The sequence below is a fragment of the Psychrobacter sp. SC65A.3 genome, from assembly GCF_025642195.1.
GTDB lineage: Bacteria > Pseudomonadota > Gammaproteobacteria > Pseudomonadales > Moraxellaceae > Psychrobacter > Psychrobacter cryohalolentis.
Window position 1 is genome coordinate 2,569,898 of record NZ_CP106752.1, and the last position, 14,680, is coordinate 2,584,577.

At 45.6% G+C, this 14,680-nt stretch carries 10 protein-coding genes; 3 read left to right on the plus strand and 7 right to left on the minus strand.

Going from position 1 to position 14,680, the window contains the following annotated elements:
• Positions 1-184 precede the first annotated feature (184 nt).
• Entirely contained in the window at positions 185-4,141 is a 3,957-nt protein-coding gene (locus OEG80_RS10900) for an AAA family ATPase (protein ID WP_263240810.1), read from the minus strand.
• A 139-nt stretch (positions 4,142-4,280) separates the two neighbouring features.
• Here OEG80_RS10900 and OEG80_RS10905 point away from each other — a divergent pair, with 139 nt between their 5' ends.
• Complete coding sequence (locus OEG80_RS10905; protein ID WP_201530833.1) at positions 4,281-4,580, plus strand: DUF4298 domain-containing protein; 300 nt, start codon at positions 4,281-4,283, stop codon at positions 4,578-4,580.
• A gap of 3 nt (positions 4,581-4,583) precedes the next feature.
• Here OEG80_RS10905 and OEG80_RS10910 read toward each other — a convergent pair whose 3' ends face one another.
• Positions 4,584-5,387 carry a sulfite exporter TauE/SafE family protein gene (locus OEG80_RS10910; protein WP_263242515.1) on the minus strand — a complete coding sequence of 268 codons (804 nt, stop codon included), beginning with the start codon at positions 5,385-5,387 and terminating at the stop codon, positions 4,584-4,586.
• A 213-nt stretch (positions 5,388-5,600) separates the two neighbouring features.
• Here OEG80_RS10910 and OEG80_RS10915 point away from each other — a divergent pair, with 213 nt between their 5' ends.
• Entirely contained in the window at positions 5,601-6,563 is a 963-nt protein-coding gene (locus OEG80_RS10915) for a biotin--[acetyl-CoA-carboxylase] ligase (protein WP_263240814.1), read from the plus strand.
• A 37-nt stretch (positions 6,564-6,600) separates the two neighbouring features.
• Positions 6,601-7,329 (plus strand): pantothenate kinase, encoded by a 729-nt coding sequence (locus tag OEG80_RS10920; protein ID WP_149408854.1) that lies wholly within the window; start codon positions 6,601-6,603, stop codon positions 7,327-7,329.
• 227 nt (positions 7,330-7,556) lie between these two features.
• Here OEG80_RS10920 and OEG80_RS10925 read toward each other — a convergent pair whose 3' ends face one another.
• From OEG80_RS10925 to OEG80_RS10945, 5 genes are all read right to left on the minus strand, one after another.
• Entirely contained in the window at positions 7,557-8,744 is a 1,188-nt protein-coding gene (locus tag OEG80_RS10925) for an isovaleryl-CoA dehydrogenase (RefSeq protein WP_263240816.1), read from the minus strand.
• A 197-nt stretch (positions 8,745-8,941) separates the two neighbouring features.
• Positions 8,942-9,862, minus strand: coding sequence for a hydroxymethylglutaryl-CoA lyase (locus tag OEG80_RS10930; protein ID WP_327107255.1), 921 nt, complete (start codon positions 9,860-9,862; stop codon positions 8,942-8,944).
• Between the two features lie 14 nt (positions 9,863-9,876).
• Positions 9,877-11,991, minus strand: a complete 2,115-nt coding sequence (locus tag OEG80_RS10935) for an acetyl-CoA carboxylase biotin carboxylase subunit (RefSeq protein ID WP_263240818.1) — start codon at positions 11,989-11,991, stop codon at positions 9,877-9,879.
• Between the two features lie 137 nt (positions 11,992-12,128).
• Positions 12,129-12,935: an enoyl-CoA hydratase/isomerase family protein gene (locus OEG80_RS10940; protein WP_263240820.1), complete on the minus strand. Its 807-nt coding sequence runs from the start codon at positions 12,933-12,935 to the stop codon at positions 12,129-12,131.
• A gap of 61 nt (positions 12,936-12,996) precedes the next feature.
• The gene (locus tag OEG80_RS10945) at positions 12,997-14,607 is read right to left on the minus strand and encodes a carboxyl transferase domain-containing protein (RefSeq protein WP_263240822.1); all 1,611 of its coding nucleotides are present in this window, start codon (positions 14,605-14,607) and stop codon (positions 12,997-12,999) included.
• Positions 14,608-14,680: the final 73 nt, after the last annotated feature.

The window sequence follows — 14,680 nt, forward strand, 5'->3', positions numbered from 1 at the left end:
AATAATCCTAATCTACGACAAAAGAGAATACATAAGAGGGAATAAATGGCAATAGTCTAGCATGGCTAATTAACATCGTCACCATATAGTCATTGTTTACCGTGAGGCTGACACACTTGCGTGACCTTCTGCCCTGACCCCTAACTATACCACTGACAATCGCTGTCAGTTATCACTATTTTTGCTATTCAGCAATATAAAGTGCTGCTTCATCGAGCGATACGCTGACCAAGGTAGAAATCCCTGCGCTTGGCATGGTAACACCTTTTAATTCATCAGCAATTTGCATGGTTAATTTATTATGGCTAATAAAGATAAACTGCAAATCGTCTGCTAATTCATGAATGAGACTGGTAAAACGAGCGACATTAGCATCATCAAGCGGCGCATCAACCTCATCAAGCACGCAAAATGGTGCAGGATGCTGCTTAAATATCGCAAAAATTAAGCTCAGCGCGGTCAGGGTTTTTTCACCGCCTGATAACACGGCTAATCGACTATTACGCTTACCTTTTGGCTGTGCCATCAAAGTCAGCCCTGCCCGCCACTGTTCTGATTTTGGCGCATTAGCAGGCATATCCTCAGTATTTAGCGTTAAGCTTGCTTGCCCGCCGCCAAAAACCTTGGCAAATAAGTTAGCAAGCTCATTATTGACCGCATCAAGTGTCTGCATAAATAGTGTCTTGGTCGTCTCGTCAATAGAGGCAATCGCTTCGGTCAACGTCTGCATACTGGCAGCAATGTCCGCTGTCTGCTGCGCCAGTGGCTCTAAACGTTCATTAACCTCAGCCAATTCTGCCACCGCGGCGAGATTAACTGCGCCAATTTTGCTTAATTGCTGCTCAAGCTTATTACGCTCAGATTCTAATTCTACGATTTTGTCTGGACGCACACGGCGATCATGAGCGATAAAGTCTGCCAATAAGTTTGAGACACTCATCACTTGTTGCTGATGCTGTGGCTGCTGAGATATATCCGACTGCGCTTTATATTTATGACTCGCATTAGAGTACACATCTAGCGCTTCTTGCGTATGGCTGCTAGCATCCTCTAACCTCGCCACGCTTAGTGCCAACTCGGTCGAGTGATGGGCAAGCGCGCTTTGCTGAGTTTGCAATTTATGTTGCAGGGTATCTAGCTCGACCTGCTGCTGATTATACTCTTGCTTAAGCGCCGTTAATGCTGTCTCGCGCCCTGTTAATAACGTCTGCTGCTCATCACGCGCCGTTTGCACTGTTTGCAGGGTTGCTTGCAGTTCTGGCAGCTTATTTTGCTGCTGTTCATAATTTGCCTGTAAAATTTTCTCGCTTTGCAGTGACTTATCGTGTTGCTCGGTCGCACGCGCAAGGCTGCTTACGCCATGCTCTAAACGCATCTCGCTCTGCTGGATACGCAGCTGCAATGCTTGCCACTCATCATCGTCTGCCTGACGGGTGCGACTTAACTCACTACGCTCAGCTTGTAATTGCTGCGTTGTTGCTCGAGCATCGGTGATTTGTGGCGTTAGCGCCGCTATTGCGCTTTGGATGTCCTGTAGCTCATTATTAAGCGTTTGTTGTTCTTGCTTAAGCTCTTGCCGCTCTTGCTCAAGGGCTATTTTATCAGTGCTTAAGCGTTGGCTGTCCGCTTGTAGACGCTCAGCATTAGCGCGTTGAGTAGTGAGCTGTTGCTGATATTTATGCTGGTCACGGGTCAATTGCTCAGCTTGCGCACGGGTTTCTTCTAAGCTGACCGTTAGTGCATCATAGTTACGCTGATTATTAGTAATAGCCTTTTGCTGATTTTGGATTTTGGCTTCAAACTCATCAATCAGATCTTCTAACACTTGCAGACGGCTGCGCTGCTGTAAACGCTGAGTTAAAAATTGACTATTGCTATCGTTTTGACCATTTTGAGTGCCAGCAAACTTACTTAGATTAATCGTCCCCTGACGACTGATAAGCCAGCCATCAGACGTTAGCAAAATGGCTGATGATGGCAATGCTTTTAAAATCTCAGCAAGCACTTCTAACGTTTGCTTATTATTTGTCTCAGGTTGCGCAATATATAAATAGCATTGCTGCCAAAGCGCTAAGTTCGGCGCGCTAATCAGCTCTGATAGAGGTAGTACTTTATCACTTAGAGTATCTGGCAATTTACTGATAAATGGTTTTGTATTTGCCTCATTTTGCTTTGTAGATAACCATAAGCTGTGACTAGTTTCTACTAGTGACTTCTCTTTCGTACTACTATGCGCATTTTGCGCAGTCCGATAAGTAAATAAAGCTGTTAAGTCCTGCTTAAGCGCTTGCCATAAGCTGTGTGGTTTCTCAGAATCATCGCTCGCGTTATCAATGCTTGGCTGCATGGTTTGATTGCAAACCAATACATGACTATCCAACCACAACGCCAATACGCTATCGAGTAATTGCGCATGTTGTTTGCCTTTCTCGCTTAGCTCAATCTGCTCGCGCAAGGTTGATATGGCCGGCTCTTTATAATCGCTGACTATTTCGGTTCCTAAATCGCCTTTAACATCAGCAGTTTTTGCATGAACAAGCGGTTGCGATTTTGGAATAGGTTTAGGATGCAATATCTGGTGTAGGGTATCGTACTCACTTGCCAATACGGCATGACGTTTTTCATATTCACTCAACTCGCGCTGCTGCATGTTTAAACGCTGTTGTAAATCATGCGCTTGCGGTTGTAGCTCTGACAGACGTTCATCAACGCTATCTTGTTGACGCTCAATCTGTTGCAGCTGTTTATTTAGCTCAGTCACTTGCGTATCTAATGTGTGCTGTAAATTGTTCGCATCAGTCGGCTCTTGCTCGTCAGCACTATTATTTAGAGATACAGACTGTTGTAATTGCTGCCAGAGATTTTGCCAATTTTGCTGGCGGCGCTGCCACTTATCATGATTTTTCTGCTGCCGTTTTTGTGCTTGGCTATTAATCGCTTGCTGCTGCTCAAGAGTACGCGCAGTATCTTGCAGGCGTGACAGCTGATTTTGCGCGTCATGGTAGGCGCGCTGCAACGGTTGCTCGTTGCGTTTATGCGCTTCACGTTTATTCGTTAATTCAATGAGCTTCGGACGCAATAATTCTAGCACCTTCTGCTGCTCAGCTTCATCAGATTTTAAGCGCTCAATCTCATCGACTAATTGCTGACGCTGCTGCTCTAAACTGGCAAGTTGCTGCTCAATGGTGGTCAGCTGTGACTTTGCATCACTGAGCTGGTGCTCTGCTTGTTGATAGCTTAGCTGCTGTTGATAATGGTTGCTTTGGGCATCGTCTTTGAGCCATTGCTCCTGATTGATATATGTCGCAAGCTTATCTTGTTTGGCTTTTAGAGTCTCATAGTCGGCTTGTAAGGTTGCAACCTCAGTGGCACTACGCTCATGAGCGATTTTCTGCTGCTGCTGATTATGTTTGGCTTGATATAATTGTTGAATGGCAAGTTGTTGTTTAATATCAGCAAGCGTTAACGCCAGCTCTTCATAACGCTCAGCACTGGCGGCTTGCTTAGACAAGCGTTTTTGTTGGCTAATAAGCTCGCTTTGCATATCATGCAGACGTGCCAAATTATCTTTAGTTTTCTCTAACTTCTTTTGCGTCTCTTCACGGCGCGCTTGATAGCGCGAAACCCCTGCCGCTTCTTCGATAAACTCACGCAGTTGCATGGGGCTAGACTCAACAATACGCCCAATCATACCCTGCTCGATGACGGCATAACTGCGCGCGCCAAGACCCGTGCCCAAGAATACATCGACCACATCACGACGACGACAGCGCGTGCCATTGATAAAATAATCTGAGCGACCTTCCTTATTTACCTGACGACGAACGGACAGCTCTTGATACAGATTAAACTCATGGCGAATACCGTTTTGCTCATCTTGCGTATGCTCAAAAGTCAGCTCGACACTAGCGACACTTTTGGCGGCTTTATCTTGCGTACCGGCAAAGATGACATCACTCATCGCGCCGCCACGCAGCTGCTTGGCAGAGGTTTCACCCAGCACCCAGCGAATGGCATCAATGACGTTGGATTTGCCGCAGCCGTTTGGCCCGACAATGGCAGTAATACCACGACGAAAGGTAAAAGTCGTAGGATTGGCAAAGGATTTAAAGCCTGCCAGCTTGAGAGATTTTAGACGCATGAATAATCAGTAAACTTAGCAAAAACAGGCGGCTATTCTACCTCAAATTGTGCTAAATTTTTAGGGTTTATGAGGGACGCTATAATAGGGCTTAAAATCAACATCATTAATTTAAACACTAAAAATCAAGAGAATTAAAATGACTAACTATAATCCGCAAGAATTGCAGCAAAAATATGAGCAATGGTGCGAACTATACCGCCAGCAGCTCAAAGCGCAACAGCAGTTTTTGCAAGCTGAAGCATTGCTAAACGAGTTGAAAGATTACTATCTTAATCCACAATGGATGGCGGATCGTGAAGCAGATCTGCCAATTGAGCACTCAGGTAAAGAGCACTCTATCTTTAGTGAAGATGCGCTATGGAGTATGCTCAGCGACCATGACGAGCTGGCAAGAAAATGGATGCGTTTAGGGCTAGATGCGATTGATAGGAAGTAAAACCTAAATTACCCCGATCCCACTTAACAATAACTGTCCACCCGCAAATAACAATAATATGCCAAAGGCACGCTTAAGCGTGAGCGCAGGTAATACATGGGCAAGTTTGGCACCGACCTTTGCCATCGCAAAGCTAGCAACGGAAATACATAAGAATCCTGTGATATGGACAAAGCCTATCGTACCTTCGGGCATATTAACCACATCTTGACCAAACCATGCAAACCCTGCTGCACCAGCCAATGCAATAGGTAAACCACAAGCGGCAGACGTACCGACCGATTGCTTCATCGGTAGCCCTGCCCAGTTTAAAAATGGCACGGTCAAGCTACCGCCGCCAATACCAAAGATAGAGGACGCCATACCAATGCCCGTACCGGCGCTAAACTGTACACCAGTAGATGGCAACGGCTTACCGAGCTGCTCCTTATTGGATAAAAAGAGCATTTTTAGCGCGACCAGTAATGCACCAATACCGATGATAGCTTGTAACACTTTACCATCAATCATGTCCGCAATACCGGCACCAACTAGACTACCGATGATCAAGCCCAGTGCCATCTTGCGCCATACTTCCCAACGTACCCCGCCGCGCTTATTATGCGCAGTTAATGAGCTGATCGAAGTCACAACGATGGTAGCCAAGGAAGTGCCAATCGCCAAATGAGTGACCACTTCAGAAGGAAAATTATAAGCCGCAAAAATCCAGACCAATGCTGGTACGATAATCATACCGCCACCGACGCCAAACAAGCCTGCGCTGACGCCAGCAAACGCCCCTGCAATCACAAACCATACATATAACATCATCGAATCAGCCTTTTATCCTGCTTCTTTTTACTAGATTACTTTATCTTTTCAGCACTTACTTATCATACGCTTAATTGCATTTGCCAAATCGTATACTGACCTTTATCCTATCTACTCTGTATTGACTATTTGTGACCATCGCTCAGTATATCAAAAATTTCCCTTGCCACATTTATCACATTTGCTCTATTAACCACAGCGGAAAAACGTATGCTGCCACTCGACTCTTTATCTGACTGCGACTCTAAGTCACATCTGCTTACTCATTTGCCAGAGCTTAACCATCGGCACCTATTTAGCAGCGTCTCAACCAACAGTGAGCTCATCGCAGCAGTACAGGATGGCACGCTCAATGCCCATGAGATGCATCTACTGACTGCCGAAACCCAAAGCGCAGGTCGTGGACAACATGGGCGCTCGTGGCAATCACCACGTGGCAATGTTTATCTGTCGTTATATTATCCAGTACATATGCCGATTAGCGGTTTATTGTCGTTAATAATCGGTATTGATCTGGTAAAAATGCCTGTTATTCAAACATTAAATGCACAACTAGCTAACCAAGGTTTAACACCTATAGGGGTAAAATGGGCGAATGACTTGGGATTTTATCAGTCTCTCTCTGAAGCAGATGAAGCCGTATCAGGCACGAAAATTATTCAATTTAGCAAACTTGCTGGTATATTAATTGAGCCGGTTACCCAAGCGGGCAAATTGGTCGGCGTGGTGATGGGAGTTGGTCTTAATGTACAAGCAACTCCCAAGCTTACTGCCCAAACCTGCGAAGGTATGAGCTACCAAGCCATCAGCTTACAAGATATCGAGCAGCTGCTAGCGCCAGATAAAACAGCAAGTGCGCTGCCAAGTCTACGAGAGCTTTATCAACAAATGAGCAAAGCATTAATGGCAGCAATGACACGCTTTGAGCATTTAGGGTTAGAGAAGCCAACTGGTCAAACCTATAATTTAGACAGCTTTTTGCAGCAATTTGACTCAATGGATGCACTAGCAGGACGGTGCTTACGTATTAGCCAAGAGCACAACGGTCAAACAGAGATCCTCACTGGCTATGCTTGCGGTATTGATACACATGGATGTTTGCAATTGCGTCAAGATAACGGTAATATTTCTGCGCTTTTTACCGGACGCATCGACGTTATTGATAACGCTTAAAGCATTTACTAAATGCGCTCTATCTAAAGGGAATTTTATGCTCTGGCTTGATCTCGGCAATACTCGCCTTAAATACTGGCTGACCGATGATATCGGACAGATAGTCTCACATGATGCCAAGCAACATTTGCAAGCACCTGCCGAATTACTCATGGGTTTGACCGACCGCTTTGAGCGTTATGCCCCTGACTTTATCGGTATCTCATCGGTGCTCGGCGATGATCTCAATGTCAAAGTTTCAGAAACGCTCAGTCGCCTTAATATCCCGTTTGAATTTGTCCATGTCGATGCCAATTATCCACTTATGAAAAGCGCTTATAATGATGAGCAGCTTGGCTGTGACCGTTGGCTACAAATGCTCGGCGCGGTGGATAGAACCAAACGTCAATGTGTGATAGGTTGTGGTACAGCAGTGACGATTGATTTGATTGACCATGCTGAGCATTTGGGCGGTTACATTTTCCCGAGTATTTACCTGCAACGCGAGTCGCTATTTTCTGGTACCAAGCAAATCACCATTTCTAACGGTACTTTTGATAATGTTAGCCAAGGTCTCACCACGCAAGATGCGGTACATCGCGGGATACTACTATCTATCGTCGGTGCTATTAACGAGATTAGCACACGTCATCCCAACTTTGAAGTGATCATGACTGGCGGTGATGCAGCTATTATCGCCCAACACGTCAACCGCCCAGTGCGCCTGCGTGACGATTTATTATTAAATGGTCTTGCGCGCTATTTTGATCATAGTAAACAGGCATGATGACTGAAAAAATTTTATAAGCTAGAAATTAAAAAAGCAGGACGCTTAAAACGTCCTGCTTTTTTAATTTCTATTTGATTTGAGAGCAATACAGAGTGCTAAAGGGATGAGCTATTCGCAGACTCTGTCACGCCTGCGAACAGCTCATCCCTTTAGCCCATTAGCAGGAGGATATTAATGTATCGATTTTATTTTGAACTTCATATCTAATGAACACTCAGTAATTTTTACTTAGTCTCATTAAACAACTCACGACCGACTAGCATACGGCGAATCTCACTGGTACCCGCGCCAATCTCATAAAGCTTGGCATCGCGCCAGTAACGACCTAGTGGATACTCGTTGGTATAGCCATTACCGCCGAATATTTGAATACCCTCGCCTGCCATCCATGTGGCTTTTTCGGCACACCATAAAATCACACTAGCACAATCTTTACGCACTTCACGGCTATGACCGGCACCGCGTTGATCTAGCATATCGAGATTTTTACCAACGGTATATAAGAAGCTGCGCCCTGCTTGCAAGATGGTATACATATCAGCAACTTTACCTTGGATTAACTGAAACTCACCAATCGCTTGCCCAAACTGCTTACGGTCATGGATATAAGGGACGACGTTATCCATCACCGCTTGCATAATACCGATAGGACCTGCGGCCAATACCGCACGCTCATAATCTAGTCCGCTCATCAATACCTTAACGCCTTCGTTTAGACCGCCCAAAATATTTTCGCTTGGTACTTCTACATTTTTAAAAGTCATCTCACCAGTATGACTACCACGCATGCCAAGCTTATCAAGCTTTTGAGCGGTGCCAAAGCCTTCCATGCCTTTTTCAACGATAAAAGCCGTCATGCCTTTAGCACCCAGCTCAGGATTGGTCTTAGCATAAACAACCATAACGTCCGCATCAGGACCATTGGTAATCCACATTTTGCTACCATTCAACACGTAACTGCCATCTTTTTCTTCGGCTTTTAGCTTCATACTAACGACATCTGACCCCGCACCAGTTTCACTCATTGCCAATGCACCGATGAATTCGCCACTGATGAGCTTAGGCAGATATTTTTGCTTTTGTTCCTCTGAACCATTACGTTTGATCTGATTGATACATAGATTGGAATGTGCACCATAGCTCAGTGCTACAGAGGCAGAGGCACGGCTAATCTCTTCCATCGCGACCATATGTGCGACGTAGCCCATGTTGGAGCCGCCGTACTCTTCAGGAACAGTGATGCCATGTAGACCAATATCGCCCATCTTTTGCCACAAATCCATTGGGAACTCATCGCTACTGTCAATCTCGGCAGCACGTGGGGCAATTTCATTAGCCGCAAACTGTTGTACCATGTCACGTAAGGCGTCGATATCTTCGCCAAGCTGAAAATTCAATCCAGGTAAACTCATAGCCATTCCTTGTATTTTGATGTTTAATTTTTTACTAGCGCTGTGTCAATTTAAAAATAGATGATATAGCTGGGACAAATTTTCCTCGCTTGCTGTGCGACTTCGTCACTCCAGAGGCTTCAAAAAATTTGTCCCAGCCGTAAACCTATCTATCTATTCATTTAGCTTATGACTAACTATATTCTTAATGAAATTCGTTAAGACTGACGTTTGTTAATTAAAGCACGTGCCACGTTTGAGCCATTAGGACGACCTAAAAACTCACTGATACGCTCACCAGCAACGACCAATTTATCCAAATCAATACCAGTACTGATACCCATACCATGCAGCATATAAACCACATCTTCAGTGGCAACATTGCCCGTTGCGCCTTTAGCATAAGGACAACCACCAAGTCCAGCGACTGAAGTATCAAATTCGCTAACACCCATTTGTAGTGCCGCTAAGGTATTACTTAACGCTTGACCATAGGTATCATGAAAATGTCCCGATAACATACTGATATCAGCGTACTCTAACGCTGCTTGTAGCGCACGCTGTACCTTGAGCGGCGTACCAACACCAATAGTATCAGCAATGCCAATCTGCTCTGAGCCAATCTCAACCAAGCGCTTAGTCACGTAAGCTACTTGGCTTGGGTCAATCTCGCCTTCATAAGGGCAGCCGACCGTACAAGAGATGACGCCGCGCACCTTGATGCCTTGCGCTTTTGCCGCAGCGGCAACGGGCGCAAAGCGCTCGATACTTTCATCAATACTACAATTAATATTTTTTTGGCTAAAGGTTTCGCTTGCTGAGCCAAAGATGACGATTTCATCAGGACGATGGACGATAGCATTGTCAAAACCGCGCATATTTGGCACCAATACCGAATAGCTCACATCGCTTTGGCGTTTGGCTGCAAGTGCCTCTAACAGCGCGCTATTGTCGCCCATTTGCGGCACCCATTTGGGCGAGACAAAGCTAGTAGCCTCAAGCTTTTTAACCCCTGCGGCAATCAAGTCATCGATAAGCCTTTGCTTAACCGCAGTCGGCACGGTCATGGCTTCATTTTGCAAGCCATCACGTGGACTGACATCAACGATGGTGACGTGCTTTGGGTACGAGATACTCATATTGACTGTCCTTTTTACTGATTCTCTTGGCTATCAATACGCAGCAGCTCATCACCATCAGCAACCAAGTCACCTGCGCCAAATAACAATTCTGCAACCACGCCATCTGTCGGTGCAGTAATAGTATGTTCGATTTTCATCGCTTCGATGACCGCTAATGGCTCGCCCTTTTTCACGGTATCGCCAACAGCGACTTTAAAGGCCACGACTTGCCCTGGCATTGGTGATTTCAAGCTACCAACAGCCGCATTCTCTTCGCCAACATGCGCCATGATATCAACGAGAGTAATCTCATCTCGTCCGTTATCAGTAAAGACATAGACGGTCTCATGGTTTGTCCAGCTTTGGGCGTTGATACGAGCACCATCTAACCATAGAGTATGATTGTGTGCGTCAATACTGCTATAGCTGACTTGACCTTCATATACACTTTCTGTCTGGGCGGCTACATTAGCGTTGCTATTATCTTGGGTGTTAGCGATCTCTTTCCCAATAACTAGCGTAAAGCTACTAAGGTTATCGCTGCCTTTTTTGTTATCTGAACAATTTGTATTGTGCCAGTTGCTAATACGAGCGTTATAAGATTGCTCATTATAAACCAAGCTAAACGAGCGCGTATAATCACTAAAGGCTCGGAAACCCGTAGGCTTGCTAAACGGATCTGACCCTTGCGTCGTCGATTCACTGGCAAGCTGCTGCGCAATAGCAGTAACCGCAAGCGTCGATAACTCAAGCGGATGCTGATCAAACAGCTGCTCACGTTCACGTTCAATCAACGCCGTATCAAGATTGGCTTGGCTAAACGATTCTGTATTAAGAATATAGCGCAAAAATGCGACGTTATTTGGCAGACCGACGATGCGTGTTTGTGCCAGTGCACGATCAAGCTTGGCTAATGCTTGCTCGCGAGTAGGTGCATGCACAATAAGCTTAGCAATCATAGAGTCATAAAATGGGCTAATCACATCGCCTTCGCGTACGCCATCATCGATACGTACATCCGTGCTGCTCTTGTTAATGACGAAAGTACTATGCTCAGGCTTTTGATAAGTAAATAAGGTGCCTGTGGCTGGTAAAAAACCATTGTCAGGATTTTCAGCACAAATACGCGCTTCAATCGCATGACCGTTGATAGCCAGCTCTTCCTGTTTTTTAGGCAATGGCAAACCTGCCGCGACCAATAGCTGCCATTCGACCAAGTCGACGCCAGAGATAGCTTCACTGACCGGATGTTCAACCTGTAGACGGGTATTCATCTCCATAAAATAAAAATTCATTGAACCTTCACGCTGCTCAACGATGAACTCAACCGTACCTGCACCAAAATAATTGACCGCACGTGCAGCTTCAATTGCCGCTGTTCCCATTGCTTCACGCATCGCTGCATCAACACCCGGTGCCGGCGCTTCTTCTAATACTTTTTGATGGCGACGCTGTACCGAGCAATCACGCTCAAACAGATGGACATAATTACCATGCGTATCACCGAAGACTTGAATCTCGATGTGGCGCGGTTTTAGGGCATATTTTTCGACCAATACTTGGTCGTTACCGAAGCTGGTAATCGCTTCACGGCGGCATGATTCTAATAAATCAATAAAGTCACTAGGCTGCTCAACGATACGCATACCTTTACCACCACCACCCGCACTGGCTTTAATAAGTACCGGATAGCCAATGCTATCGGCTTGCTGCTTTAAGAATGCACCATCTTGATTTTCACCATGATAGCCAGGTATTAATGGCACGCCTGCCGCTTCCATCAAACGTTTGGACTCAGATTTTCCGCCCATGGCACGGATAGCGTCCGCAGATGGCCCGATAAAGACCAAACCTGCATCTTGGCAAGCTTGGGCAAAGTCCGCGTTTTCACTTAAAAATCCATAACCTGGGTGAATCGCTTGTGCGCCAATCTCTTTTGCAATGGCAATAATAGCATCGCCTTTTAGGTAGCTGTCTTTAGGAGCCGAACCACCCAAATAGACAGCTTCATCACAGACAGCCACGTGCTTGGCGCCGCGGTCAGCATCAGAATAAACCGCGACGGTACTTACGCCCAAACGCTTGGCAGTCGCGGCAACTCGGCAAGCGATTTCACCACGATTGGCGATCAAAATTTTAGAAAACATAACTATCCCTGTATCTTGTCGTTTTATCGTTGATAAATAATCAAACGGTAGGATGATATTCACGTATAACTGTTTACGCTAAACTGGTTTTATTATTCATTGGCAATTTAGCAAAAATATTTTTTATTGATATATGGCTACTCTGCTACTAGCCAATCAGGTTGGCGCTTCTGTAAAAATGCTTGCACGCCCTCTTTACCTTGTTCTGATGAGCGAATATCAGCGATGCCTTTGACGGTATCTGCAATAAGCTCATCGTTAATAGGTGCACCCGCGACTTCATGCAATAAACGCTTGCAGGTTTTGACGGCCTCAGGGCTATTTTTAACGACTTTGGCACAAAATTCTGCAACTGCATCATCAAGCGACTCTTCACTGACGCGCTCATGGATAAAGCCAAGCTGACGGGCTTTTTTGCTATCAAATACTTCCGCACTGAGAAAATAACGCTGTGAGGCTCTGGCACCTAAGGCTCTAATCACATAAGGGCTAATGGTTGCTGGTGCTAAGCCCAGACGTACTTCGCTAAGACAGAAATTGGCAATTCTCACAGCGATAGCTACATCACAGACAGCAACCAAACCCATGCCGCCTGCATAAACATCCCCTTGTACCGCCGCTATCGTTGGTTTTGGGCACTCATAAATGGTCTTGAGCATTTGTGCCAATTTGTCCGCATCCGCTAGGTTTTCCTCATAGCTATAATCCGCCATGGCGCGCATCCAATTCAAATCAGCACCCGCACAGAACGCTTTACCGGCCGCTGCTAAAACGATAACGCGTACTTGCTCATCCTCGCCAAGCGTCTTGAAAGCATGGGTCAACTCAGCAATCATTTCATCATTAAAGGCGTTACGTATCTGAGGGCGATTCAAGGTTACTGTTGCAACGTGCTGCTCAACGCTAACCAATAGACTTTTATAATGATTCAAATTTTGTTGCATATCTTTCTCTATATTTTATGTATTGATGAGCGCTAAATGTCTGGCAATATACCTTTCAATTCTACATTCTAAAGACCCCAAAGTTTGTCTCTTCAATCGGCGCGTTATGAGCCGCGCTAAGCGCTAATGCCAATACATTACGGGTATCAGCAGGGTCAATCACGCCGTCATCCCATAGACGAGCGGTGGCATAATAAGGATGACCTTGCTCTTCGTACATCTCACGAATCGGCGCTTTAAATGCTGCTTCGTCTTCATCACTCCACGCCTCGCCTTTACGGTCAAAGTTATCGCGCTTAACCGTTGCCAATACCGATGCCGCTTGCTCGCCGCCCATCACAGAAATGCGCGCATTTGGCCACATCCATAAGAAACGCGGGCTATAAGCACGTCCACACATACCATAGTTACCAGCGCCGAATGAACCACCGACAATGACAGTGAATTTAGGTACTTTGGCATTTGCCACAGCCATTACCATCTTGGCACCATGACGGGCAATACCTTCGTTTTCGTATTTACGACCGACCATGAAGCCGGTGATGTTTTGTAGGAATATCAAAGGAATTTTGCGTTTACAGCACAGCTCGATAAAGTGCGTGCCTTTTTGTGCAGATTCACTAAATAAGATGCCATTATTGGCAATAATGCCAACTGGCATACCTTCGATATGAGCAAAACCACATACTAATGTCGTGCCAAAGCGCGCTTTAAATTCATCAAAGGCACTGTCATCGACGATACGAGTGATAATTTCTCTAATATCAAATGGCTTACGCTTATCAGTTGGAATGACGCCGTATAGTTCTTTAGCATCATAGCGCGGTGGACGTGGTTTTATTTGATTTGGAATCTGTTTAGCAGAACGGTTTAAGTGGCTAACGATATTACGCGCGATTGATAACGCATGGGTATCGTTTTGCGCCAAATGATCGACCACCCCTGATAGACGGGTATGTACATCGCCGCCGCCCAAATCTTCTGCTGTGACTTCTTCACCAGTGGCGGCTTTCACCAGTGGCGGACCACCTAAAAAGATAGTTCCTTGGTCTTTGACAATAATAGACTCATCGCTCATCGCTGGGACATATGCCCCGCCAGCGGTACAGCTACCCATGACCACTGCAATCTGTGGAATGCCAGCGGCACTCATATTAGCTTGATTAAAAAATATACGTCCAAAGTGTTCTTTATCAGGGAATACTTCATCCTGATTGGGCAAGTTTGCACCGCCAGAATCGACTAAGTAGACACAAGGCAAATTGTTTTCTTGGGCAATTTCTTGGGCACGTAGATGTTTTTTGACCGTCATTGGGTAGTAAGTGCCGCCTTTTACGGTAGCATCATTACACACAATCATACACTCGATGCCATTGATACGACCGATACCAGCAATCACGCCCGCCGCTGGAATATCTTCACCATACATATCGTGCGCCGCCATCGGAGCCACTTCTAAAAATGGCGTACCAACATCGAGCAAACGCTCGACACGCTCACGAGGTAGTAGCTTACCACGTGCTAAATGCTTGGCGCGTGCACGCTCTGAACCACCTTGGGCGACTTTACGCAAGTGCTGATATAAGTCATCGACGACCTCTTGCATGGCGGCACTATTTTGCTGAAATTCAGCGGCATTTGGACTCAGTTTACTGGTTATGATAGCGCTCATGATATCCCTTTTCTTTAATGCGTAAATGCGAGTAGCTTTTTATGCGATTTTTTTTAACTACTGGTTAGTTTAG